This window comes from Paraburkholderia sp. SEWSISQ10-3 4 (assembly GCF_030464785.1).
In the GTDB taxonomy this organism is placed as follows: Bacteria; Pseudomonadota; Gammaproteobacteria; order Burkholderiales; family Burkholderiaceae; genus Paraburkholderia; species Paraburkholderia aspalathi.
In genome coordinates this window covers 225,435-250,332 of sequence record NZ_JALPRI010000002.1, presented here as the reverse complement: position 1 = coordinate 250,332, position 24,898 = coordinate 225,435, and the positions used below count along the sequence as shown (strand labels likewise).

Sequence of the window (24,898 nt, the reverse complement as noted above, 5' to 3'; positions counted from 1 at the left end):
GGCGTCGTTTCCGGTGCGAAGGCGGTGAATGAATGGACGCGTTCAGTGCGACCGTGCTTGCGGCTCTTGGGGCGGTTGCGGCTGTGCATACCACCACATCGACGTGATCCAGCCTTCCGCGCCATAGTACAGAGGCAGCGTTTTCGGCCACGCGAGACCGCGCTTGAACGCCACCCGGTGCGAAGCGCTGTACCACTGCGGAATCACATAGTAGCCATGCATCAGCACGCGGTCGAGCGCGTGCGTCGCGTCGATCAGCTGCTCGCGTGTCTGCGCATGCACGAGCGCGCTCAGGATCGCATCGACGGCCGGCGACTTCACCCCGATCACATTGTCCGAGCCGGGCGTGTCCGCAGCCTTGCTACCGAACCGGTCGATCTGCTCCGAACCGGGCACTTGCACATCCGCCATACGGATCGTGGTCGCATCGAAGTCGAATGCGTCGAGTCGCTTCTGATAGACCGCGAAGTCGGACGCTCGAAACGTCGCGGTGATGCCAAGTTTCTGCAGATTGCGGATGAGGGTCGCGACGATCGGCTCAAACTGCGCGGACGAGCCGGAATCGTCGAGAATCTCGAACTGGAATGGCTCGCCTTTGGCGTTACGCAAGGCGCCGTCGCGATAGGTCCACCCTGCCTGCTGCAACAACGCGCGCGCTTGCAGCAGATTAGCGCGCAACGAGCCTGGCGGATCGGTGTCAGGCTGCTTTGGCGGCAAACCGAATACGGCCGGATCAAGCTTGGCGCGCCACGGGTCGAGCAGCGCCAGTTCGCCCGGCGAAGGCGTGCCCTTCGCCTGCAATTCCGTATTGGCGAAGAAGCTGTCGATGCGCGTGTACTGATTGAAGAACAGTTGCCGGTTCAGCCACTGAAAGTCGAGCGCGAGATCGAGCGCCTTGCGCACGCGTACGTCCTGGAACAATGGCCGCCGTGTATTGAGCACGAAGCCTTGCATGCCAATGCCGTTGTGTTGCGGGAATTCGCGTTTGATCAACTCGCCGCTATCGAACTTCTTGCCGACGTCGCGCCGCACCCAATTGCGCGCGATATATTCGACCAGTGCGTCGTACTCGCCCGCCTTGAAGGCCTCGAGCCGCGCTGTGCTATCCGAATACAGCTTGTAGACGATCCGATCGAAGTTGTTCATGCCGACCCGCACCGGCAACGTCGCGCCCCAATAGTTCGGATCACGTCGGTAGGCAATCGTGCGACCGTTCTCATACTGATCGATCAGATAAGGGCCGCTGGCGATCGGCTTCTCGAACGCCAACTGGTCGAACGCGATCCGGCTGCCGTCCGGCTTCATCCCCCACTTGCGCGAGAACACCGGCATGCTGCCCGCCAACAGTGGCAACTCGCGATTGCGTTGATGAAACTCGAAGCGGATCGTACGCGGATCAACAACGACTGCTCGCGTGATCTCGCCAAAAATCGACGCGAATTGCGGCGCGGCCTGCGGGCTTTTCAGCGTGTCGAGAGAAAACTTGACGTCGTCCGCGGTGACGGGATCACCGTTCGAAAAGCGCGCGCGCGGGTTGATGTGAAAAGTGGCCGACAGGCCGTCGGGCGCGATCTTGATGTCGTCCGCGAGCAGGCCATAGGCGGACGCCACTTCGTCGCTGCTGCCGATGGTCAGGCTCTCGAACATCAGGTCGACGCCCGGTGCGGAGTTACCGCGCAGCGTGAACGGATTGAATTTATCGAAGCTGGTAAGCCGGCTCGGATTGGCCAGCACCAGCGTGCCACCCTTCGGCGCATCCGGGTTGACGTAATCGAAGTGCTTGAAATCCGCGGGGTATTTCGGCTCGCCGTATTGCGCGATCGCATAGACTGCCTGGGCCTCGGGCGCCGCGAGCAAACCGGCGAGGAGCGACACGCCGCACAGCGCGACAGCGCACGCCGAGCGCGAGGAGCGCGGCACAACCGGTAGACCGACACGCGATAGCCTGTGAATCACGCTGCACCAAAGTGCACGAGGCGTTTGAACCCATCGCGAGCCAGTTGTCATAGGGGCCTTGTTGGTCAGTAGGCAATTGCGGTGTGAGGGAATTCTACCCAATAAACCTGCGCAATCCGCACATCTCATCTACAAGACGTTTGAGTGCGTGGAGCACAGACCTCATTGGGAGAATCCATGAGCGTCCTCGCTGGCAAACGACTCCTGCTGACCGGCTTACTGTGTTGACTCGACGCTTTCGACTCAGCCCGCTGGTTTCGCGAACACAATAAAAAACCGCCCTTTTGGGGGCGGTTTTTTCAACGCGGCAACTGCGTCAACTGTGGCTTTTTGATGACTTAGTGCCAGCCACGATGATTGTCGTAGTGGTCACGGCCGTAATCGTAGCGGCCCGGGGGATGACGGCGATACCAGTCGTCGCGCGCCCAGTAGCGGCGGCCGTCCCAATAGCGGTCGCCGTGCCAGCCGATCACGATCGCCGGGCCGCCGTAGTACACAGGAGCCGGTTGATAGACGACGGGCGGCGGCGGGGGCGGCGGCGGTGCGTAGACCGGAGCCGGCGCCACGTAGACCGGCGCAGGAATGCCGATGTTGACACCAATGTTGAGCCCGCCGGCCATTGCAGCACCCGACGCAGCCAACCCGAGAACCCCGATCAGAAGTGGAACAAGACGTGCGGACTTCATCGATCACCCTTTTGAAGAATGTGTGTTGTTGGCCGAAATATAGCGCAAGGCAGCCGTCCGCGTATTTCAACTTTGTAATAACTGATGCACAACATCGCATGGGTGGCCGCTTCGTTACGTCTCGTTACACTGGACAAAGATTTGGTGAAAAAGTGGTGGCGGTGTAATCGAGCCGCGTTGCCGTTGTTCGGTTAGTCGCCCATCTGTTGGCAAGTTACTCGTCGTTTACCGCCTTCGCCGCTGCCGGGTAATCCTGGTCGCCGCATCCGCGCGTGCCTGGTCATCCGGTTGCCGCAGGCTTCACGATCCGCCTTGTGGTCGCGGAAATGGCGGCGCACTCAAATCGGTAGGATGTCGAAGCATTCTTGCGGCAAGTAGTGGGCCCGGCCTAGCTGCAAAAACCGTCCACTCCATCCGCCTCAATCTCCCCTGCCTTCCCCCTCGCTCGCGCCCCCCCAGGCAATTCATATCGGATCGCAAGATAGCGTGGCGCTGCGAAGCGTCGCCTCTCGTCCAAGCGACCTCTCCACCTTTCCACCTTTCCATCTCTCCGCCCCGATAGCCGCAACCCAACCGCACCCATTCGCATCGGCCGCCAAAACGAACATTGAATGTTCGAAAGAACATTTAGACAAAATCCACATGTCGCCGGTCGTCCGACCTCATCACCTTCAGTGCACGGCACAAAAAAGCCTAATTCAATAGATATTTCAACAAACTCAACCACTTAACCAATGGTTTTCCCTAGTATCCGATAGCTCTGCTAGTGATACGATGACTGACACTAAACGAAGATAAATGTTCGAATTCGCGCATGCCTGCCGCCCAGCGGCCAGTCAGCGGACACATTGGGTACGGAGACAGATTTTGAAAACAATCATTGGTTTGCGCTGGTGGATCATCGCGCTCGTGTGTGCCGGGACGATCGTCAACTATCTGTCGCGCAACGCTCTCGGTGTGATGGCGCCGCAGTTGACGCAGCTGTTGCACATGAGCACCAAGCAGTACTCGTACGTAGTCGGTGCGTTCCAGGTCGGCTATACGATCATGCAGCCGGTTTGCGGTCTGATCATCGATCTGATCGGATTGCGCCTCGGCTTTGCGCTGTTCGCCTGCCTCTGGTCGTTGACGGGCGTGTTGCACGGCTTCGCGACCGGCTGGCTATCGCTTGCGGCCTTGCGCGGCCTCATGGGGTTGACTGAGGCCGTCGCCATCCCGGCAGGCATGAAGGTAGTCGCCGAATGGTTTCCCAATCGCGAGAAATCCGTGGCGGTGGGCTACTTCAATGCGGGCACGTCGCTCGGCTCGCTGCTCGCCCCGCCGCTCGTCGTCTTCCTGTCGTTGAGATATGGCTGGCAAAGCGCGTTTGCGGTGACCGGTGCGCTCGGTTTCGTGTGGGCCGCCGCCTGGTATGTGCTGTATCGCTCGCCGGCCGATCACGCGCGCATTAGCGCGGCCGAGCGCGAGACGATCGTCAGCGGACAAACCCCGGGCGCACCGCAACGGCGCAGCATCCGCGAAGTCCTCCGTACGCGCCGCTTCTGGGCGATCGCACAAGCGCGCTTCTTCGCGGAACCGGCGTGGCAAACGTTCAGCTTCTGGATTCCGCTTTACCTCGCGACGCAACGCCACATGGATCTGAAGCAGATCGCGCTGTTTGCGTGGCTGCCGTTCCTTGCCGCCGACCTCGGCGGCCTCTTCGGCGGCTACCTGTCGCCGTTCCTGATGAAGCATTTGCGCATCCCGCTGATCGGCTCGCGCATCGCAGGTGTCGTGCTCGGCGCTTTCATGATGCTCGGACCGGCCTGTATCGGCCTCGTCGCCTCGCCGTATCAGGCGATCGCGCTCTTCTGCGTGGGCGGCTTCGCGCATCAGATGATCTCAGCGCTCGTCAACACCTTGGCAGCCGACGTCTTCGACCCCAGCGAAGTCGGCACCGTCGCCGGATTTGCCGGGATGTCCGCGTGGATCGGCGGCCTGGGCTTTTCGCTGCTGGTCGGCGCGCTGGCCGATACGATCGGCTACACGCCGCTCTTCGGCGCCCTCGGCGCGTTCGATCTGATCGGCGCCACGCTGCTGATCATTCTGATGCGCGGCGTCAAACGCGACGCACGTCCGCATCAAGTCGACAACAACGCCAGCCCTGCTGCGTGACCTCACTCGAAGACCCATCATGCGTTCACTGACGAATCTGAAGCACCCGCCGCTTTTTTCACTGTCGTCCCATACCGGCAACCACGTCGTTCTTGCGACACAGGAAAACTGCCGGATCGAACTGTTCGTTCTCGCCGACGACATCATCCGCGTACTCGTGCTGCCGGACGGCGAAACGCACGGTCCGCGGACCTGGTCCATAGCGCCGGGCACTGACGACGTTCCGCTCGAAGGCCGCGATCGCCGTGACATGAGCGGCTTCCCCCCGCCACCGTTCACACTTTCAAGCGACGCCGGGCACGTCGTGATCGAAACGGCCTGCATCCGTTTGACGGTCGCGCTGGATGGCGGATTCTGCGCATGGGACGTCCTGCACGATTCGACCTGGCATCGCGTGATGAACGATCGGAAGACGCAGGCGTACAACTTCGGCTGGCGGGACGAGCGCGTGTACCACTACATCGAGCGTCGCAAGGACGAAATGTATGTGGGTCTCGGCGAGCGCGCCGGATCGCTGAATCGCGCGGACCAGTCCTACGAAATGCGCAACATCGACGCGATGGGTTATAGCGCGCGCACGACCGATCCGCTCTACAAGCACATCCCCTTTTACGTGACGTGGCAGCCGGAAAGCGCCACAGGATTCGGCCTGTTCTACGACACGCTTGCCGACTGCCGCTTCGATATGGGCCGCGAGCTCGACAACTATCACGGGCACTACCGGCATTTTGTTGCCGAACATGGCGATCTCGACTACTACTTCATCGCATCGGCGGGCACGCCCTTGCACGCGGTGCGCCGCTTTACGTGGCTGACCGGGCGTCCGGCCTGGATGCCGAAATGGGGACTCGGCTACTCCGGCTCGACGATGAGCTATACCGACGCACCCGACGCGCAGCAGCGCATGGGCGAATTCATCGAACGATGCAGCGAGCACGACGTGCTCTGCGATTCGTTCCATCTGTCCTCGGGCTATACCTCGATCGGGCCGAAGCGCTACGTGTTCAACTGGAACCACGAGAAGTTTCCGGACATCGACGGCTTCGTGCGCGGCTATCTCGAGCACGGCGTGCGTCTATGCGCGAACATCAAGCCGTGCCTGTTGCAGGACCACCCAGCATTCGACGAAGTGGCGCGCGCCGGTTTGCTGATCGCGTCGAGTGACGGCAATCCGGCGTGGGTGCAGTTCTGGGACGAAGTCGGCGCGTATCTGGACTTCACGAATCCCGCCACCATCGACTGGTGGAAGGCGCGCGTAAAAGACAGCCTGTTGAAACAAGGTATCGCCGCCACCTGGAACGACAACAACGAATTCGAAATCTGGTCGCCCGACGCGATTGCCCAGGGCTTCGGCCAGCCGTATCCCGCGCGCGAGACGAAGGTGCTGCAAACGCAGTTGATGATGCGCGCGTCGCACGATGCACAGCGCGAATACGCGCCGGATCGCCGGCCATTCCTCGTGTCCCGCTCAGGCGGCGTCGGGATGCAACGCTATGTGCAAACCTGGTCCGGCGACAACTACACCTCGTGGGAAACGCTACGTTTCAATCTGAAGATGGGCCTCGGGCTCGCCATGTCCGGCGTGTCGAACAGCGGCCACGATATCGGTGGATTCTCGGGTCCTGCGCCCGGTCCGGAGTTGTTCGTCCGCTGGGTGGCCTTCGGCATCTTCCTGCCGCGTTTCAGCATTCATTCCTGGAACGACGACGGCACAGTCAACGAGCCCTGGATGCACCCCGAAGTCACGCAGCAGGTGGCGGATCTAATCAAACTGCGCTACCGGCTGATTCCCTACCTGTACGAGTTGCTATGGCAATCGCACAGCGCGTACGAGCCGGTACTGCGTCCCATGTTCGCGGAGTTTCCGCACGATCCGCGTTGCCTCGCGGATGGCGACGACATGATGCTGGGCTCGTCGATGCTGGTTGCACCGGTGGTCGATGCGGGCCAGTCGACGCGCGACGTCTATCTGCCGACCGGTGCACGTTGGGCGTCGTACTGGAGCGGCGAGGTGTTCGAAGGCGGTCAGACGGTGACCCTGCCGGCCCCGTTCGAGCAGCCAGTGACCTTGCTGCGTGAAGGCAGCGTAATTCCGCTGAACATCGCTGAACAACACTTCGGCCGTCCCGCCGACGAACGTGCGTTCATCGCCGTGCCGCATGCCGGCGCAGGCATCGCTCACGGCAACTGCGTCGAAGACGACGGCGAAAGCGAAGCCTGGCGCACAGGCGCGCAAGGCCGCTGGGACGTCACGATTACAAGCGATGCGAGCACGTTACGCACTTCGATCGTACGGGAAGGCTGGGTCCAGCAGCCGCAGCAGGAAGTTCGACTGCTCGTGCCCAAGGACGACACGCGCACGGTCGTCTGCATCGACGGCGCGCTGGTGGCCGACCACACCGCCGACGGCTGGCGATGCCTGACGATCGCCATCGCCCACTGACACAGCATGCATCACCTACCTGAAGACCAACGATTCCCTATCCAATCCGGAGACCCGCTCATGAACTCATTGAAGCGCGCGCGTACACGCGCACTCGTCCTCTCGTGCCTGCCGTTTGCGGGCGTCGTGCTGTCAAGCGGCGCGTCGGCGCAAAGCAGCGTGACGCTGTACGGCGTCGTCGACAACGCGTTCACCTATGTCAGCAACCAGAAGGGACACTCCAACTTCTACATGAGCCAGGGCAACCTGCAGGCGAGCAAGTTCGGCCTGCTCGGTGCAGAAGACATCGGCGGCGGCACGAAGGTGATTTTCAGGCTGGAAAGCGGCTTTAACTCACTGACCGGCGCGCAAAGCAGCGCGGGCTTCATTTTCAACCGGCAAGCGTATGTCGGGCTCAACAACGACAGGTACGGAACGGTGACACTCGGCCGCCAGTACACGCCCTACTTCCAGATGGTCGGCGCACTCGGGCCGACGGGCGTATTGACGGGCGCAACCGGCGCGCATCCGGGCGACCTCGACGCGCTCGACACCACACTGCGCCTCAACAATTCGGTTACCTATCTTTCGCCGAACCTCGCCGGTCTGCAATTCAGCGCGCAGTACGGCCTGGGCGGTGTGCCGGGGAGCGTCGCCAACGGCAGCCAGTTCAGCGCTGCTGTTCGCTACGACTACCAGCCGTTTGCGATCGCGGTGGGCTACCTGAAACTGAAAGACATCGCGACGAGCCAGGCACTCGGCAGCTACGCGGTCAACTCGCCGGTGAACAGCGGCTACGCGACGGCACGCAGCGCGCAGCTGTTCGCCGCGGCGGCGCGCTACACCCACCAGGACCTGATGGTCGGTGTGAACTATTCGAACGTGCAATACGCGCCGGGCAACAGTTCGTTCTTCACCGGCGAAGGCGTATTCAATACCTACGGCGTGATTTCCACGTACCGGATCACGCCGGCCGTGACGGTCGGCGCCGGCTACAGCTACACGCAGGCGAGCAAAGCGAATGGCATCAGCGATGCCGCGCGCTATCAGCAGGTCTCGCTTGAGCAGACGTACAACCTCTCTGCCCGTACGACGTTATACGCACTGGAGGCGTATCAGCATGCGCGCGGCAAGACCCTGGTCGCGTCGGGCAGCACGGGCACGAGTATCACTGACGCAGTGGCGATGGTCGGCGACTCGCAGAATACGACGCCGTCGTCGGGTCCGTCGCAATTCGTCGGCATGGTGGGGTTGCGGCACGCATTTTGATGCAGATGGGAGATTGAATGCCCGCTCCAGAATGGCAGGAATTTCGGAGCGGAAAAGGCCAATTGCGAGTCTGGAAAAACAAAACCCCGCAGAGCCTAGACTCTGCGGGGTTTGCCGCCATTGCTGGCGGAGACGGAGGGATTCGAACCCTCGATCCAGGTTTTGGCCCAGATGCTCCCTTAGCAGGGGAGTGCCTTCGACCTCTCGGCCACGTCTCCCAAACTTTCGGTTGCGCAGGGAGTCAGCGCAACGAAGCCAAGATAATAGCGGGCCGAACCGCGAAGGTCAATGTCTACCACACATTTTTTGTGCCAGTTTTGTCATCGACGACGCAACTAATGACATTACCTGCGTCACATGGGCCGCGCATACGGCCATGCAAAAAAGACGAGGCGAAGACGAGGCGCGCTGTTCGTCCAACTCGGCGCCCCACCCCATGCAGCAAATTACGCCTGATCCAGTTCGAAAGCCTTATGCAGCGCGCGCACGGCGAGTTCCATGTACTTCTCGTCGATCAGCACCGAAATCTTGATTTCGGAGGTCGATATCATCTGGATGTTGATGCCCTCTTCCGACAGCGTGCGGAACATCGTGCTCGCGATACCCACATGCGAACGCATGCCGACGCCGACCACCGAGACCTTCGACACCTTCGGATCGCCCAGCACCTGCTCGGCCTGAACATGGCCCTTCACCTGGCCGGTGAGGATGTCCATGGCGCGCTGATAATCGCCGCGGCCGACCGTGAACGTGAAGGCCGTTTTGCCTTCGACGCTCTGGTTCTGGATGATCATGTCGACGTCGATATTCGCGTCCGCCACCGGGCCGAGAATCTGATATGCGATGCCCGGCTTGTCGGGTACACCCATCACGGCGATACGAGCTTCGTCGCGCTGAAACGCGATGCCTGAGATGACTGCTTTTTCCATGGTCTCGTCTTCTTCAAAAGTAATCAGGGTGCCCGACTTCATTTCAGTGTCGAGCGGGATCAGCGGATCGGTCAGGCTCGACAGCACGCGCGTCTTCACCTGATATTTGCCGGCGAATTCCACCGAGCGGATCTGCAGCACCTTGGAACCCAGGCTTGCCATTTCCAGCATTTCTTCGAACGTCACGCGATCGAGGCGGCGTGCACCATCCACCACGCGCGGGTCGGTCGTGTAGACGCCATCGACGTCCGTGTAAATCAGGCACTCGTCGGCCTTCAATGCGGCAGCGACTGCAACAGCCGACGTATCCGAACCACCGCGGCCGAGCGTGGTGATGTGGCCGTCAGGGTCGATACCCTGGAAGCCGGTGATCACCACTACTTTGCCCGCTTCGAGATCGCGCAGCACGCGCTCGCCGTCGATTTCGCTGATGCGCGCTTTCGTGAATGCGCTATCCGTTTTGACCGGCACTTGCCAGCCGGCATAGCTGACCGCGTCGACGCCGGCTTCCTGCAGCGCGATGGCCAGCAGCCCCGAGCTGACCTGCTCGCCGGTGGCGGCAATCATGTCGAGTTCGCGCGGGCTCGGCTGGCTCGTGATTTCTTTCGCGAGACCGAGCAGGCGGTTGGTTTCGCCGGACATTGCCGACGGCACGACGACCATCTTGTGGCCGGCCTTGTGCCATTTCGCGACGCGCTTGGCGACGTTCTTGATGCGCTCGACCGAGCCCATCGAGGTGCCGCCGTATTTATGTACGATGAGTGCCATTGTCGTTCTGAACTGGAGGAGAAAACGCGCTGGCGCGCTGGAGACGACCGCACAAAAGCACAGGAGCGCAACGTCTTGTGAACGACGGCAAAGTGTGTGGCGGCGTAGATGCAGCGCGCGTGTAACACGCGCGGATTTGCCCGGGAATGATCGCTAGTGACTTACCGGAAACGACGGATCACGCACGGAAACCGCAAAAGCGACGGCGAAATCGGGTCGGGCAAACAAGCTAAATTACCCGATCGAGCGCAAAAAGACAAGCCGAAATGGCCGTCGAATGGCCCTTATTCGCGGCTGAAAAGGCTTATCCGGTGCGGTTTTGCGCCCTTTTTCAAGGATTCACCGGATGGGTAAACCGTGTGCCCGACCGGCCGGTCAGGCGATCAGCAGATCGTCGCGCCAGATGATCCGGACGCGTTGGCCGGCGGCATCGGCCGGTTCGGGCAACGCCGCGCGGTTCAGGCCGAGCAAGGGCACGAACAGCAAATCGCCGCCGACGTAAAGGAGCGGCACGTCGCGCTTCCATGCCGGAATGCCGCGCTCCTGGAACAGGTTTTTCAGCGTGCGGCTCGGGCTGCCCGGTGCGGCACTCATGCGCATTCGTTCGCCGCCGCTGCGCGAACGCGCGCTTAGCAATGCCCGGCGTAGCACGCTGACGGGAAGCGTATCGTGATCGGCTGGCGCTGCATTGACGCTGCGGGAGGTATCGCCATCGGCAGCTGAATCGACATTAGAAGCAACGGCGACAAACACAAAAGTGCCCCGCCATTGCGGCAACCGCCAGATCGTTTCGCCCTGCCACGCGAGTTCGCTCACTGCGCGCTCAGCGAGCGCGGTTTCGTCGGCGGGTTCGCTGCTATCACCCGCTTCCCAGTAGATCAACCCGCGATAACTACGCAACGCCTGCCCCGCATGATCGATGCGCAGACTATGGCCCTCGCCTGCTTGCCCAACTTCGCGCAACTGCCGCAAAGCATCGGTGAGACGTGCAGTCGATGCCGCAACGAGACCCAACGTGCGCATCCAGTAGCGCAGCAGGTTGAGCGCGCGATCGTCGTCGAGGGCGAGCAGCGCGTCATGGGATAGCGCACGGCCGTCATCGCGCACGGCTTCGTTCAGATCGATGCGCGCGAGATCGTCGAGCAGACGCTGTGCCGATGCCGCATGCGCCGCCGTGCGCGCGAGTGCGTCGCGAAAACCAGGGAAGTGAACGGCCAGCGCCGGTGTCACCTCGTGACGCAACGCGTTGCGCGCGTAACGTGTATCCGCGTTCGATTCGTCGTCGATCCAGCGTAGACTCCGGGCACTCGCATACTGCTCGAGTTGCGCACGCAACAGATGCAGCAAGGGCCTCACGCGCACCGCGGAAGCGCCTGCCGGCAAGTACTCCGGCGCCATCGCCGCAAGTCCCGCGAGACCCGCGCCGCGCAGCAGTTGCAACAGCACCGTCTCCGCCTGATCGTCCGCATGTTGCGCGAGCCATAGCGTGCGAACGCCGCGTGTTGCGCACATGGCGTCCAGTGCGCGGTAACGCGCATCGCGCGCCGCGGCCTCGACACTCACGCCCGCGTCACGCGGCACGTCGACACGCTGTGCCGCGAATTCAACGCCGCGTTCCCGCGCAAAAGCGTCGCAATGCGCGAGCCACTCGTCGGCATGCGCACTGAGGCCGTGATGCACATGCAGCGCAACACAACGCGACGCCCCCGCGACACGCACCACAGCATCGAGCAACACACTCGAATCGACGCCGCCGCTGAACGCCACCGCAATGCGCGCATTCGCAGGCAAGGCGGACAGCGCAACGCCGACCGCCTCGAGAACGAGGCGGTCGGCGTGCGAATCTTCGGTGGGAGTCACGTCGCTAACGCGTTACGCGCTGAAGGACGAAAGAAAACGCGCGCGGGCTTACGCACCCGGCGTCGTTTCCTTGAACTTGCCGTACGCCATCAACCGTTCGAAACGGCGTTGACGCAGGTCGTTGATGCTCATGCCCTGGAACTGGCGCAGCGAGTCGGCGAGTGCACGGCGCAGCATGGCGGCCATGCCCTTCGGATCGCGATGCGCGCCGCCGAGCGGCTCGTTGACGATCTTGTCGATCAGGCCAAGCGCCTTGAGACGATGCGCGGTCAGGCCGAGCGCTTCCGCGGCTTCCGGCGCTTTCGCGGCGCTCTTCCACAGGATCGACGCGCACCCTTCCGGCGAAATCACCGAATAGGTCGAGAACTGCAGCATCAGCACGCTGTCGCCAACGGCGATCGCGAGCGCGCCGCCCGAACCGCCTTCACCGATGATCGTGGCGATCAGCGGCGTCTTGAGTTCAGCCATCACGTACAGATTGCGGCCGATCGCTTCCGACTGGCCGCGCTCTTCCGCGCCGATGCCCGGGTAGGCGCCCGGCGTATCGATGAACGTGAAGATCGGCAAGCCAAACTTCTCGGCGAGACGCATCAGGCGTTCGGCCTTGCGATAGCCTTCCGGGCGCGGCATGCCGAAGTTGCGCAGCGCACGCTCCTTCGTGTCACGCCCCTTCTGATGGCCGATCACCATGCAAGCCTGGCCGTTGAACCGCGCGAGGCCGCCGACGATCGACAGGTCGTCCGCGTAGTTGCGGTCGCCGTGCAGCTCGTGGAAATCGGTGAACAGCTCGTTCACGTAATCGAACGTGTACGGGCGTTGGGGATGACGGGCAATTTGCGAAACCTGCCACGGGGTGAGGTTCGCGTACAGATCTTTGGTGAGCTGTTGACTCTTCTTGGACAGCCGCTCGATCTCTTCCGAAATATCGACGGCCGAATCGTCCTGCACGAAGCGCAATTCTTCGATCTTCGCTTCGAGTTCAGCGATCGGCTGTTCGAAATCCAGAAAGGTGGTCTTCATTGGTTGTAATCCTTGGACTTACCGGCAGCGCGTATTCTAACCGCGCTCGCCGATGTCAAAACCATCTCGCAACTATCAATTTTTAACAATCGATAGTTTTTTTGAAACGGCATCGCTTCTTATTCTTCAGTAGTCGACCGGCAACGGATCGAGACTACGCCACATATACCAGGTGGCGACAGTGCGCCACGGCTCCCAGTTTGCCGCGACCTCACGCGCTTCACTGCGCGTAACCGGTTCGCCGCTAAAGTAATTGACGCTGATCGCGCGGATCAGGCCGAGATCGTCGAGCGGCAGGACGTCAGGGCGAGACAAATTGAAGATCAGGAACATTTCCGCGGTCCAGCGGCCAATGCCGCGGATCTGCGTGAGTTCGGCGATCACCGCTTCGTCGTCCATCGAGGTCCACTTGCCGACGTGCAAGGCGCCCGACACGAAGTGCTGCGCGAGATCGAGTACGTATTCGGCCTTGCGTTTGGACAAGCCGCACGCGGTCAGCTTGTCCTGACCAAGCTTGATGAACTGCTGCGGCACAAGCTTCGGGCACGCTGCCTCGACTTTCGCCCAGACGGCCTGCGCGGACGCCACCGAAATCTGTTGCCCGACCACCGAACGCGCGAGCGTGACGAATGGATCGCCACGGCTTAGCAGATGCACCGGGCCAAACTTCGGAATCAGTTTCTTCAGGATACGGTCGCGCTTGACGAGGTCCGCGCACGCCTTGTCCCAATACGCCGGACGGGTGACTTCAGGCGTGAGCCCGCCGATCTGCACCGGCACCGCGAGTTCAGCAACATCGGCTGCTTCGCCGCCCGCACTCGATGACGCACGCGTCTTGCGCACGACTTCGCCTTCGTGTCCGTCTTGCGTAACGCGCGCGAGTTCCTGCACGTCGCCGGCGAGTTCGGCAGGCAACGCGCCATTGCTTTTTGCACGCGGCGTTTTGGCGCGTGTCGAAACAGGCGCGTGCGCCGACGAACCGTTCAGCGCGCGCTTGACGGTGGCCTTCTTCGCCGCTCCGGTCGTTGCCGCTGCACGCACGCCAGCCTTCGGCGCCGCCCCGGCGGCTTTCGATGATGCATTCTTTACCGCGCTGCCGCCCGCACGAGCCGACGTTCGTGTCGACTTTACCGCGGTTGCAGCGTTTGTTTGAGACGTGGCTCGTTTAGCCGGCGTCTTCGTGGCCGTTGCCATCCTGCCTCCTGCCTGGCGAGTCGATCAGAGGGAAGTACGAGGTGCGCTCACACGCGCCGCCACTCGGTCAACCCGCCGGGTTTGTCTTCAAGTGCAACGCCGGCCTCGAGCAATTCGGCCCGGATCCGGTCTGCTGCTGCATAGTCTTTCGCCTGCTTGGCGGCCACGCGCGCGGCGATCTTCGCTTCGATCGCGGTCGCGTCGAGCGCGCCTTCTGCGGCAGCGCCCGCAGCCTGCTGCAGGTATGCACGCGGCTCCCGGCCGAGCAAGCCGATCACAGCGCCCAGCGAGCGCAATTGACGGGCCAGCGCGGGGTCGCGCGTGCGGTTCACTTCTGTTGCCAACTCGAACAACACCGACACTGCAACCGGCGTGTTGAAGTCGTCGTTCATTGCTGCCTGGAAACGCTGCGCATGCGCTTCGTTCCAGTCGAGCTCCGCGCCATCCGGCGTGACGTCTTTCAGCGCGGTGTACAAACGCGTCAGCGCACTGCGGGCGTCGTCGATATGCACGTCGCTGTAATTCAACGGCGAGCGGTAGTGCGCGCGCGCGATGAAAAAACGTACGACCTCGGCATCGTACTGCGCCAATACTTCGCGGATCGTAAAGAAATTGTTCAACGACTTCGACATCTTCTCATTGTCGATCTGTACGTAGCCGTTGTGCATCCAGTAATTGACGAAGGTTTGTCCGGTCGCAGCTTCGCTCTGCGCAATCTCGTTCTCGTGGTGCGGAAACTGCAGGTCCTGACCGCCGCCGTGAATGTCGAAATGCTCGCCGAGCAACGTGCAGCCCATTGCCGAGCATTCGATATGCCAGCCGGGGCGGCCGCGCCCGTACTTCGACTCCCAGCCGGTGTCGGCCGGTTCGTCGGGCTTCGCCTGCTTCCACAGCACGAAGTCGAGCGGGTCCTGCTTCGCGTCGTTCGCGGCGACGCGTTCGCCGGCACGGAGATCTTCGAGCGACTTGCCCGACAGCTTGCCGTAGCCCACGAACTTGCGCACCGCGTAGTTCACGTCGCCGTCGGCCGCCTGATAGGCGTAACCGTTCGCCTCGAGCTTCTCGATCATGCCGAGCATCTGCGGGATGAAATCGGTGGCGCGCGGTTCCAGATCGGGCCGCTCGATGCCGAGCGCGTCCGCATCTTCATGCAGGGCCTTGATGAAGCGGTCGGTCAACGATTTGATCGTTTCGCCGTTCTCCACTGCGCGCCGGATGATCTTGTCGTCGATATCCGTGATGTTGCGCACGTAGGTGACGTCGTAACCGAGCGTGCGCAACCACCGCTGCACGATGTCGAACACGACCATCACCCGCGCATGACCGACGTGACAATAGTCGTACACGGTCATCCCGCAGACGTACATCCGCACGACGCCATCTTGCAGCGGCACGAAAGTTTGCTTGTCACGCGCGAGCGTGTTGTAGATGCGCAGTGATTCCATAGAGAACGGTGCGTGGGCCGAAAGAAATCCGCAATGTGTTTCGTGCTGTTTCGTGCATGAGGCGCCCCGCGAAAAGACAGCGGGTGCGTTCTGTACTGCCGCTTTGCACTACCTTTGCACTAAAACACGCACAGCAGCAAACCGGTGCATCTGGTGCGGCGGTCAGGCTGCGTTCAAGGCGGAGACGACCACGAGTGGCGAAAAGACAGTTTGCGGTTCGACGGAACGCGCAGACCTTTTGTTAGAATGGGTCGGAGTATAACATCCAGACCCGAGCCTATGAAACCTTCCAGCGGCCGCGCGCGCAGCGCTGCGACCCTCGCCGCGACGGCATTCTGCGCCGTCGCCCTCACGGTCTTGCCGGGTGCTCCCGCGTACGCGCAGAAAGGCGCCGCGACCATGCCGCAGGGCCCCGCCGTGCGTGACAACACGCCGGAAATCGACGCGTCGATTGCGCAGAAGAACTGGGAAGCCTCGCTCACCCAGCTCGACGCGCGCATCGCCTCGAATCCGCACGACGCACAAGCCAAGTTCAAGCGCGCCACGGTGCTGGCCCACCTGAATCGCGACGACGAAGCCATCACCGCGTTCACCGAACTCACGCAGCTGTACCCGGAACTGCCCGAGCCGTATAACAACCTGGCCGCGCTCTATGCGAAGCACGGCCGTTATACGGAGGCACGCGCCGCGCTCGAAACCGCGACCAAGGTGAATCCGGCCTACGGTCTCGCGTACGAGAATCTCGGCGATCTGTATCTGCGCATGGCCGACTCGGCTTACCGTCGCGCGCAAGGCCTCGGCAAAGCGAGTGCCACCACCACGCAGCGCATCGCCGACATCCAGAAGATCGTTTCGCCCCCCAAGAGCACCGGGCCGGCGAAAAAAGCCGCGGCGCCTGCCGAGGCCAGCGCCGCGCGCTCCTCCGCGGACATGACACAAACGCCGAGCTTCCAGTACGGCGGCGCAAATGGCTCGCTCGCCATGCCGCCCTACATGGCGCCGTCGCAGTAACTCGGTCACCGTTTTCGGCAACACGTTTTTTCCAACCCTGAGGATCTTCATGAAATGGTTGATGTTGGCGCTCGGCAGCGCCGCCCTGATCGCAAACGCCCCCGCCTTTGCCCAGTCCGGTTCGCAGGCCGCGCATCCGTCCGTCCTCTTCAAGACCACGGAAGGCGACATCCGCGTCGAGTTGTATCCTGAGAAAGCGCCGAAAACGGTCGCCAACTTCCTCGACTACGTGAAGTCCGGCCAGTACAGCGGCACGATTTTCCATCGCGTGATTCGCGGCTTCATGATTCAGGGCGGCGGTTACACGCAGAGCTTCGCTGAGAAGCCCACGCGCGCGCCGATTCCGCTCGAAAGCCGCAACGGTCTGAAGAACGCAGCCGGCACGCTCGCCATGGCGCGCACCAGCGATCCGAATTCGGCCACCGCGCAGTTCTTCATCAACACGGTGGATAACGCCGGCCTCGACTATCCGAATCCGGACGGCAACGGCTACGCGGTGTTCGGCAAGGTCACGAGCGGCATGGACGTCGTGAAGAAGATCGAAGGCACGGCCACCACCACACGCGGCCCGATGAGCGACGTGCCGCAAAAACCGATCGTGATCGAATCGGCCACGGTGGTCAGCAAGTAAGCAATAGAACAGGAAGCAGCACCCGGCACGCTGCACAGGAAAGCAACTCAATCTACGCCCCCGGCGCGGCCCGTCGTCATCACACTTCGTGACGAACGGCCGCGCCTTTTACCCACCCCGTTCATCAAAGGATTCCATCATGGTTGAACTGCATACAAACCACGGCGTCATCAAACTCGAACTGGACGCTGAAAAGGCGCCGAAGTCGGTTGAGAACTTCCTCAACTACGTGAAGGCCGGTCACTACGACAACACGGTGTTCCACCGCGTGATCGACGGCTTCATGATCCAGGGCGGCGGTTTCGAACCCGGCATGAAGCAGAAGCCGACGGCTGAGCCGATCACCAACGAAGCGAACAACGGCCTGAAGAATGTCAACGGCTCGATCGCGATGGCTCGCACGAACGACCCGCACTCGGCAACCGCGCAATTCTTCATCAACGTGAACGACAACGACTTCCTGAACCACTCGTCGCCGACGCCGCAGGGCTGGGGCTATGCGGTGTTCGGCAAGGTGGTCGACGGCATGGACATCGTCGAGAAGATCAAGAAGGTCAAGACGGGTTCGAAGGGCTTCCATCAGGACGTGCCGGCTGACGACGTCGTGATCGAAAAAGCAGTGATCGTCGACTAAGCGTCCGATCAGGGCTAACCTGTTTGAACTGATATCAGGCACCTTCAATGCTGCAAGAAACGCCGCTGCGAAGCGTCGCCGCGGGCGTGCCTGGCGAGGGCAAACGCCCGCACGCCGCACGCCCGTTTTTTTTCCTCTCCGATATTCATCTGAGCGAGGCGATTCCGCATACGGTCGCCGCGTTCGAACACTTCGTGCGCGTCACGGCCGAGCAGGCGGATTCGGTTTTCATTCTCGGCGATCTGTTCGAGTACTGGATCGGCGACGACATGCTCGTCGAGCCGTTCGTCGCGCGCATGGCGGCGTTGCTGCATACGTTGTCGGAACGCGGTATCGCGCTCTACATCATGCACGGCAATCGCGATTTTCTGCTCGGCAAGCGCTTCATGAAAGCGGCCGGCGCGATCTGGCTGCCCGACCCGTTTGTGATCACCGCATTCGGCACGCGCATCGTGCTCGCGCATGGTGACGGCCTCTGCACCGCGGATCGCGGCTATCAATTTTTCCGGCACTTTGCGCGCAACCGTGTCGCGCAGATGCTGTTTCTCGCGTGGCCGTTTCGCTGGCGTCAGGCGCTTGCAGAAAACATGCGCTCAAAGAGCGAGCAAGGCCGCTCGCGTCCGGTTTCGCCAAAGTATGACGTGACGCCGAAGGCCGTCGCTGCGTTATTCAAGGTGTCGAAAACGGCCACGATCATTCATGGGCACACGCATCGACCGGCGCTGCATCGCGAGCCAGACGGCACGCGCTGGGTATTGCCGGATTGGGATCTCGACCACGGCGAGCGCCGTGGCGGTTATCTGCGAATCGATGCGGAAGGGATCCGGGCGTTGCCGCTGAATTGACTAGCTAGACTAGCGCTCCGCCACTGCCCCTTCCACCTTTCCCGCAATCGCGGCCGACAGGCGCCGCAGATCGAGCAGAGCCGCATCGGCACCTTGCAAGCCTTCCAGACTGGTGCCCAGCCGCTCCAGGGCGTCGACGATTTCGTCGATACGCTTCGATTGCGTGGCAGCGTGATCGATCAGACCGTGAATCGCCAGCGATACCGGATCATCCGCATTCGGCGTGATGCCGTAGGCGCAGAATCCGCTCTTTTCTGACGTGGTTTTCAACTCACGCGACGCGCCATTTGCCGATGCGCTCGCCGTGGCTGCCACGGCAGCCGCTGCCGGGACGATGATCCGCGCGGGATTCCCCACTGCCGTACCGCGTGCCGGCACCGGCTTCGTGACCACCGCATTCGAACCTATCTTCGCGTCCGCGCCGATCGTAAAGCCGCCGAGGACCTTCGCCCCCGCGCCCACGATTACGCCGCGTTCAAGCGTGGGATGCCGCTTCGCCCCCCGCGTGAGCGACGTGCCGCCAAGGGTTACGCCCTGGTAGATCGTGCAGTCGTCACCGACTTGCGCCGTCTCGCCAATCACGACGCCCATGCCGTGATCGATGAACACACGACGGCCCAGCGTGGCGCCCGGATGGATTTCGATGCCGGTCATGAAACGCGCCATCTGCGAGACGAATCGCGCGAGCCAGCGGCGTTTAGCCTGCCAGCAGGCGTGCGCGAGCCGGTGCAGCACCAGCGCGTGCAGACCCGGATAACACGTGAGGACTTCCCAGGCGCTGCGGGCGGCGGGATCGCGCTCGCGGATCGTGGCGATGTCTTCGCGGAGTCTCGTGAACATGGCAGGGACTAGGTTGTAGGGGAAAAGACCGCCTGCGTGAAACACCACGCACGGCGGATGCTTGCCGCATAGCAGATCGGCAGCTTTGCTTAGAACGTTTCGAGCGATTGTAGGGCGATTGCGCGAAACCTGCCGGAAGCCCACGCTGCCGGCAAGGTCGTAGATTGATGGGCGGGCAGCCCTTAAGACGCGTCGCCGCCGGGCGGCCTGGTCTTCAGCAGAATATGTTTGGCGATGCCCCGCACGATATTCACTTCCCCGCGCTCCAGACCTGAACGTGCGAACAGACGCCGCAAGCGGGACATCAATTTCTTCGGATTGGCCGGATCGAGAAACTCGAGGGCGACCAGCGCACTCTCCAGATGCGCGTACATGCTTTCGATTTCGTCGCTTGCCGCCCGCGCGCCGACCGGCTCGCCCTGCCCGGCCGCAGCCTGAGCCATCACGGATGCCGCAGCCGCTGTCTCGCCCGAGGACAAATACGCCGTGCGCAATTCATACGCCAACACCTGCACGGCCTGCGCGAGATTGAGCGAACTGTAGGCGGGATTGGCCGGAATATGCGCGAGCGCGCTGCAACGCTCGACGTCTTCGTTCGACAGCCCCGTGCGCTCGTTGCCGAACACCAGCGCGATCTCGCCATGTAGAGCCTGCTCACGCGCGGCGCCTGCCGCGGCACGCGGCGTCCATTGCGGCGGCCCGTATTCACGCAGCCGCGCGGTCAGCGCAATCGACCAATGCACGCCATTCAGCGCATCGGCAAGCGTCGGGACGACGTGCGCGGACGCCAGCACGTCGTCGGCGCCGCTCGCCATGGCGATGGCTTCCGGATCGCTTTGCACGTGGGGCACACGTGGCGACACGAGCACGAGGCGCGAAAACCCCATGGTTTTCAGCGCGCGCGCTGCGGCGCCGACGTTGCCGGGATGGCTGGGCTCGACGAGCACGAAGCGCGTCGACGTAAAACCGCCGCGCAGGTCCGCCACGGCGGGATCGGAAGAATGGTGGGGGTGGTCCACGATGAAACTCGGCAAAGTAAAGAACGCGTATGGTAGCGCCAACGCCGCATCGGCTCTGAAATGCGCGCGTGCGCCGCGCCAGAACCGCGCCGTTGGACCGTGGCACGCTATACCGGGCAGCAAGCGCTGCCGCGGCAGCCCGGACTCAGGTAAAATACCAATATTCGCGCCCGGTTTTCTCCTGTGAAAACTCCGGCGCCTCGTTCTTATCCAATTCGTCTCCGTCGGCGGAATGCGCACCCGGTCCTTTACCGGACGTGCGTTCCGTGCTGTTTCCGCGCCCTTTGATGGCGCTCAATTAGCGCCCATCCCGCGCTCATTTACCGGTAAGCAGCCGTGCTGCCCCGGCACAAGGATCCAGTCTCATGCATCCCATGCTCAATATCGCTGTGAAGGCCGCGCGCCGCGCAGCCCAGATCATCAACCGCGCGTCGCTCGACCTCGATCTGCTCCAGGTCAGCAAGAAACAGCACAACGATTTCGTCACGGAGGTCGACAAAGCGTCTGAAGCGGCGATCATCGACACGCTTAAGACAGCCTACCCCGATCACGCCATCCTCGCCGAAGAATCCGGCAAGTCGGACAACGAGTCCGAATATCAGTGGATCATCGATCCGCTCGACGGCACCACCAATTTCATCCACGGCTTCCCGTACTACTGCGTGTCGATCGCGCTCGCCCACAAGGGTATCGTGACGCAGGCCGTGGTCTACGATCCGACCCGCAACGACCTGTTTACCGCCTCGCGCGGCCGCGGTGCGTTCCTGAATGACCGCCGCATTCGCGTCGCCAAGCGCGACCGCCTGGCTGACGGCCTGATCGGCACCGGCTTCCCGTTCCGCGAAAAGGACGGCCTCGAAGCGTACGGCCGCCAGTTCGCTGAAATGACCGAAGCCTGCGCCGGCCTGCGCCGTCCGGGCGCTGCTGCGCTCGATCTGGCGAATGTTGCCGCGGGCCGTATGGACGGCTTCTTCGAGCAAGGCCTGAATCCGTGGGACGTCGCCGCGGGCAGCCTGCTGATCACGGAAGCCGGCGGTCTGGTGGGCAATTACACGGGCGACTCGGACTTCCTGCACGTCGGCGAAATCGTCGCGGGCAATCCGAAGGTCTACGCGCAGATGATCCCGATCCTGTCGCGCTACAGCCGCACGCGTCAGCAAGCGGCTTAAGGTTCAGGTCTTAGTTCTGGACTGGCCGGCTTGGCGCCGGCATCGGTAATACATAAAGCGGCTTCGGCCGCTTTTTCGTTGGGCCGCCAGCATCCGGCGGGCGTTCGTGCTACAAAGCGGAATGCCGCGCCGGCACGCTCGATCGCTGGCTGCGTTTTGCGCGCTTCTTGCAGCGCCCTGCTTCGCGTCAGGTTTCCGCGCAGCTTCCGATCCGCTTCATGAAAAAAGGCTTCTACACAATCATCGCGGCGCAGTTCATTTCGTCGCTCGCGGACAATGCCCTGCTGATCGCCGCCATCGCCCTGCTATCGGTGATCCGTTCGGCCGCCTGGGTCACGCCGCTGCTGCAGATTTTCTTCACTGTCTCCTACGTGCTGCTCGCCCCCTTCGTCGGCGCCTTCGCCGACGCGCTGCAGAAGCGGCACGTCATGTTCATCTCCAACGCGCTCAAGGCGAGCGGTTGCCTGATGATGATCGCCGGCGTCCATCCGATGATCGCGTATGGCGTGGTCGGCTTTGGCGCGGCCGCGTATTCGCCGGCCAAATACGGCATTCTCACCGAGCTCCTGCCCGCGGAAAAACTCGTCAAGGCGAACGCGTGGCTCGAATCGGCCACCGTCCTGTCGACCATTGTCGGCACGATGGTCGGCGGCGCATTGATCAGCACGCTCGCCGACCGGTTCGTCGCGCATGCGCATCTGCCGCTGATCCGCTCCTCCGCCGATCTGGCGATGTTCGCGGTGATGGTTACGTATGCCATCGCGGCGGCGATCAACATCTTCATTCCCGACACCGGCGCGCGTTATCCGAATCGTTTGAACGAGCCGAAGAAACTGGTCGGCGATTTCTATCATTGCTTCAACGTGCTGTGGGCCGACAAGCTCGCGCAGATCGCGCTGTGGGTCACGACGCTGATGTGGGGTGGCGCGGTCACGCTGCAATTGCTGGTGCTCAAATGGGCGAACGTGAATCTTGGCTTGTCGCTTTCGAAGGCGGCCGTGATGCAAGGCGTGACGGGGCTCGGCATCGCCGTCGGCGCGTCTGCCGCCGCCGCGCTGATCCCATTGCGTAGTTCGCTGCGCGTGCTGCCGGTCGGCATCCTCACCGGCGCGGTTGCGATCGCCGTGGCTTTCTACAACAAGGACCTGTTTCCGGCGGGCGCCGGCATCCGTATCGGCTCGTACGTGTTGCCGATCTACATCCTGCTCGCCTATCCGTTGATGATCCTGCTCGGCGCGCTGTCCGGCTTTTTTATCGTGCCGATGAACGCGATCCTCCAGCATCGTGGCGCGACCTTGCTCTCCGCGGGGCATTCGATCGCGGTGCAGAATTTCAACCAGAATCTGGCCGTGCTGCTGATGCTCGGGGCCTACGCGATACTGCTCACCGCGAAGATGCCGGCGCAATGGATCATTGTCGTATTCGGCAGTTTCATCACGTTCATGATGTGGCTCGCCAAGCGGCGCAGCGCCGTGAATGAGCGCACGGTGGATATGCGGGCGCTCGTTGAAGAATGATGGCCTGGCGAGAATCGCCCGGCTGGCGCGAGAATCTGTCTTAAGACAGGTAAGTTGCGTAGCGACTGGCCATCCGGCCAGGGTCCGCTCGCCGCGCTGGCGGGTTAAACTCACGCCCTGAACAGCTAACGCAAAAAGACACCACGGATGGGCATTCAAACCGCAGCGGCCAATGACGTCGCACAACACACGCCGATGATGCAGCAGCGTTCATACCCCGCCCAGTAAGGCTCTGCGACGAATGTTGCACGACGACCTGCACTACAGGCGCACATCCGCTCTAATGTAGATATACCGCCCGCCAAACCGTGCCACCAGTTCGAGGCCGACGGCGGGACTCGAACCGGTGCCACTCCGAGCGGACACCGACATATGACTCGCCTAGCCGCCAGTTCCATAGAAAAAGCCCACAAAACACGTGGGCTTTGAATCTTTGCTTGGCGTTCGGCATCGAATTGCGAAGCAGCCTTTTCGACCGCCGTTCGCGCCTCTCGCATCAGTATGCTAGTCTAGACACATGTGCCTGACCGTTGCGTCATGTATGCCCCGTAAATGCGGCAAAAACATAGACCGCTGCAATGCTGAAATAATGCGCTGCGAGAACCAAGTAACACAGGTTTGTTGTACTCATGTACTTTTCCTGTAAAGGTACGTGATTCGAAGGGGCCCGCCCGAATCTTTCCACGGACGTGGGCGAAGTCCCTTCCCCATTTGAGACGGCGCGAGCATTCGCGCCGTTTCCTTTTGAGCGACAACATTGCTCAAATTCAATCCTGCGACTGAAGCCTTTATCTCCCCTGCGCGCAGTTGGTCGCTTCATGCATGCGACGATTATAGGCCAGCGAAACACGAGTCCCGAGCAGGTGAAAAATACTACACGGTGTCGTATGCGCCTTTGCGCGAGCGAGCGTCAGTTCGACACCGCCGACGGCTACAGGGCGCCTAAGACATCGAAGCCGAGAGAGTAGGCAGCAAGATCGTTGAGACAGTGAAGCTCACCTTAACGCACGCTGCAAAGGGCCGCAACTGGCCGATCAGGATAAGACCGATTGCCGACAACAGCACGGCTTTCGTTTTTCCGCGTTTGTCCGCCGCAAAATCCAACTCGGATAAGCCCGCAGAGCCGCAGAACCCGTCCAACAAGCAGCGCAGCATGCGCGACTTTCTTCATCACAGACCAGTTCGACCTTGATCACCGTCGTGGCGTTGATCGGCTCCTTGAACTTTTCGGCGACGACCGGCTGCGAATACACCTTCCACTGCGATGCCGAGCGAAATGTCGTTGCAGCGCTCGCCAACCTGCCAACGAACATGACCTTGTTCACGGATGCCATGAGTTACTCCGCGCGGTAGCCGAGCGGGTCGGCCAGCCAGGCGTGAATCTGCGTATCGTCCCAGACGGTGCAACGCAGGCTCAGCCGCACCGGCTTCGGCGCCCGGCCCTCCCAGCACATCGTGCTCTAGGTCTCGCGGCAGACTGGAAGGACGGCTGTATCTGCATCCAGCGCGAGCGCTCGACAAGGGGAAGG

At 62.0% G+C, this 24,898-nt stretch carries 21 protein-coding genes and 1 tRNA gene; 9 read left to right on the top strand and 13 right to left on the bottom strand.

Annotated elements, in window-relative coordinates; translation table 11 throughout:
- Positions 1-42 precede the first annotated feature (42 nt).
- Together M0D68_RS07065 and M0D68_RS07060 are read right to left on the bottom strand one after the other, a co-directional pair.
- Positions 43-2,007, bottom strand: coding sequence for an extracellular solute-binding protein (locus tag M0D68_RS07065; RefSeq protein WP_266224074.1), 1,965 nt, complete (start codon positions 2,005-2,007; stop codon positions 43-45).
- Positions 2,008-2,294: 287 nt separating this feature from the next.
- The gene (locus M0D68_RS07060) at positions 2,295-2,642 is read right to left on the bottom strand and encodes a hypothetical protein (RefSeq protein ID WP_093633381.1); all 348 of its coding nucleotides are present in this window, start codon (positions 2,640-2,642) and stop codon (positions 2,295-2,297) included.
- 867 nt (positions 2,643-3,509) lie between these two features.
- On the opposite strand from M0D68_RS07060, the gene M0D68_RS07055 reads away from it, so the two are divergent.
- The 3 genes from M0D68_RS07055 to M0D68_RS07045 are packed head-to-tail and all read left to right on the top strand — an operon-like array spanning position 3,510 to position 8,487.
- Positions 3,510-4,796: an MFS transporter gene (locus M0D68_RS07055; RefSeq protein WP_093633644.1), complete on the top strand. Its 1,287-nt coding sequence runs from the start codon at positions 3,510-3,512 to the stop codon at positions 4,794-4,796.
- A 19-nt stretch (positions 4,797-4,815) separates the two neighbouring features.
- Positions 4,816-7,239 (top strand): glycoside hydrolase family 31 protein, encoded by a 2,424-nt coding sequence (locus M0D68_RS07050; RefSeq protein ID WP_266224073.1) that lies wholly within the window; start codon positions 4,816-4,818, stop codon positions 7,237-7,239.
- Positions 7,240-7,299: 60 nt separating this feature from the next.
- A complete protein-coding gene (locus M0D68_RS07045; RefSeq protein ID WP_266224072.1) occupies positions 7,300-8,487 on the top strand; it encodes a porin in 1,188 nt (395 codons plus the stop codon).
- Positions 8,488-8,611: 124 nt separating this feature from the next.
- Here M0D68_RS07045 and M0D68_RS07040 read toward each other — a convergent pair.
- From M0D68_RS07040 to cysS, 6 genes are all read right to left on the bottom strand, one after another.
- A tRNA-Ser gene (locus M0D68_RS07040) sits at positions 8,612-8,705 on the bottom strand.
- 228 nt (positions 8,706-8,933) lie between these two features.
- Positions 8,934-10,184: an aspartate kinase gene (locus tag M0D68_RS07035; RefSeq protein ID WP_054041838.1), complete on the bottom strand. Its 1,251-nt coding sequence runs from the start codon at positions 10,182-10,184 to the stop codon at positions 8,934-8,936.
- Positions 10,185-10,559: 375 nt separating this feature from the next.
- Entirely contained in the window at positions 10,560-12,044 is a 1,485-nt protein-coding gene (gene tilS, locus M0D68_RS07030) for a tRNA lysidine(34) synthetase TilS (RefSeq protein WP_266224071.1), read from the bottom strand.
- 48 nt (positions 12,045-12,092) lie between these two features.
- Positions 12,093-13,064 carry an acetyl-CoA carboxylase carboxyltransferase subunit alpha gene (locus M0D68_RS07025; RefSeq protein ID WP_028199560.1) on the bottom strand — a complete coding sequence of 324 codons (972 nt, stop codon included), beginning with the start codon at positions 13,062-13,064 and terminating at the stop codon, positions 12,093-12,095.
- Positions 13,065-13,190: 126 nt separating this feature from the next.
- Positions 13,191-14,258, bottom strand: coding sequence for a DNA-3-methyladenine glycosylase (locus tag M0D68_RS07020; protein WP_093633502.1), 1,068 nt, complete (start codon positions 14,256-14,258; stop codon positions 13,191-13,193).
- A gap of 47 nt (positions 14,259-14,305) precedes the next feature.
- A complete protein-coding gene (gene cysS / locus M0D68_RS07015; protein ID WP_200650602.1) occupies positions 14,306-15,703 on the bottom strand; it encodes a cysteine--tRNA ligase in 1,398 nt (465 codons plus the stop codon).
- Positions 15,704-15,982: 279 nt separating this feature from the next.
- Here cysS and M0D68_RS07010 point away from each other — a divergent pair, with 279 nt between their 5' ends.
- The 4 genes from M0D68_RS07010 (at position 15,983) to M0D68_RS06995 (ending at position 18,824) form a co-directional block, all read left to right on the top strand.
- Positions 15,983-16,714 (top strand): tetratricopeptide repeat protein, encoded by a 732-nt coding sequence (locus M0D68_RS07010; RefSeq protein ID WP_093633504.1) that lies wholly within the window; start codon positions 15,983-15,985, stop codon positions 16,712-16,714.
- A 49-nt stretch (positions 16,715-16,763) separates the two neighbouring features.
- A complete protein-coding gene (locus tag M0D68_RS07005) occupies positions 16,764-17,345 on the top strand; it encodes a peptidylprolyl isomerase (protein WP_093633505.1) in 582 nt (193 codons plus the stop codon).
- A gap of 139 nt (positions 17,346-17,484) precedes the next feature.
- Entirely contained in the window at positions 17,485-17,979 is a 495-nt protein-coding gene (locus M0D68_RS07000; protein ID WP_054041841.1) for a peptidylprolyl isomerase, read from the top strand.
- A 47-nt stretch (positions 17,980-18,026) separates the two neighbouring features.
- Complete coding sequence (locus M0D68_RS06995; RefSeq protein ID WP_266210920.1) at positions 18,027-18,824, top strand: UDP-2,3-diacylglucosamine diphosphatase; 798 nt, start codon at positions 18,027-18,029, stop codon at positions 18,822-18,824.
- A 9-nt stretch (positions 18,825-18,833) separates the two neighbouring features.
- Here the strand turns inward: M0D68_RS06995 and cysE are convergent, their stop codons facing one another.
- The 3 genes from cysE to M0D68_RS06980 form a co-directional block, all read right to left on the bottom strand.
- Positions 18,834-19,664, bottom strand: coding sequence for a serine O-acetyltransferase (gene cysE, locus M0D68_RS06990; protein WP_211701154.1), 831 nt, complete (start codon positions 19,662-19,664; stop codon positions 18,834-18,836).
- Positions 19,665-19,846: 182 nt separating this feature from the next.
- The gene (locus M0D68_RS06985) at positions 19,847-20,683 is read right to left on the bottom strand and encodes an RNA methyltransferase (protein WP_266224070.1); all 837 of its coding nucleotides are present in this window, start codon (positions 20,681-20,683) and stop codon (positions 19,847-19,849) included.
- A gap of 145 nt (positions 20,684-20,828) precedes the next feature.
- The gene (locus M0D68_RS06980) at positions 20,829-20,981 is read right to left on the bottom strand and encodes a hypothetical protein (protein WP_200650606.1); all 153 of its coding nucleotides are present in this window, start codon (positions 20,979-20,981) and stop codon (positions 20,829-20,831) included.
- 67 nt (positions 20,982-21,048) lie between these two features.
- Between M0D68_RS06980 and M0D68_RS06975 the strand changes: the two genes are divergently transcribed.
- Entirely contained in the window at positions 21,049-21,852 is an 804-nt protein-coding gene (locus M0D68_RS06975; RefSeq protein ID WP_093633508.1) for an inositol monophosphatase family protein, read from the top strand.
- 218 nt (positions 21,853-22,070) lie between these two features.
- A complete protein-coding gene (lplT, locus tag M0D68_RS06970) occupies positions 22,071-23,369 on the top strand; it encodes a lysophospholipid transporter LplT (protein WP_200617868.1) in 1,299 nt (432 codons plus the stop codon).
- A gap of 1,034 nt (positions 23,370-24,403) precedes the next feature.
- Here the strand turns inward: lplT and M0D68_RS06965 are convergent.
- Entirely contained in the window at positions 24,404-24,703 is a 300-nt protein-coding gene (locus M0D68_RS06965) for a hypothetical protein (RefSeq protein ID WP_266224069.1), read from the bottom strand.
- Between the two features lie 3 nt (positions 24,704-24,706).
- The gene (locus M0D68_RS06960; RefSeq protein ID WP_266224068.1) at positions 24,707-24,823 is read right to left on the bottom strand and encodes an AlpA family transcriptional regulator; all 117 of its coding nucleotides are present in this window, start codon (positions 24,821-24,823) and stop codon (positions 24,707-24,709) included.
- Between the last annotated feature and the right edge of the window lie 75 nt (positions 24,824-24,898).